This is a genomic window from Paraburkholderia sp. J63 (assembly GCF_905220245.1).
GTDB lineage: Bacteria > Pseudomonadota > Gammaproteobacteria > Burkholderiales > Burkholderiaceae > Paraburkholderia.
Genome location: NZ_CAJMZF010000231.1, coordinates 1 through 244, shown reverse-complemented (window position 1 = coordinate 244; position 244 = coordinate 1). Strand labels below are relative to the sequence as shown.

Here is a 244-nt window from a genome sequence, read left to right as displayed (position 1 = left end):
GATGTGAAAGAGGTTTCGCGTAGGGTCGGGCAATCGTGGCGTCAGAACAGATGCACGATGCCGAGGCCGACGCTCGTCTGCGACGCGGGCGCGAGCGTGCCGTTGACGACGTTCGAAAAGCCGAGGCTTGCGTGGCTGGCGTGCACGACAAACGAATAGAGCCGCGTGCCCTTCGAGAGCGCGTAAGTGCCCTGCAAGGCGAACTGCTCGGCGTTGCCGGGCGTGGGCGCGCCCGTGCTCTCCC

The 244-nt window shown here is 66.0% G+C and carries 1 protein-coding gene; it reads right to left on the bottom strand.

Annotated elements, in window-relative coordinates; genetic code table 11:
- Positions 1 to 41: 41 nt before the first annotated feature.
- Positions 42 to 244 (bottom strand): hypothetical protein (locus tag U5775_RS39315; RefSeq protein ID WP_415913771.1); only part of this gene is annotated, 203 nt, incomplete at its 5' end.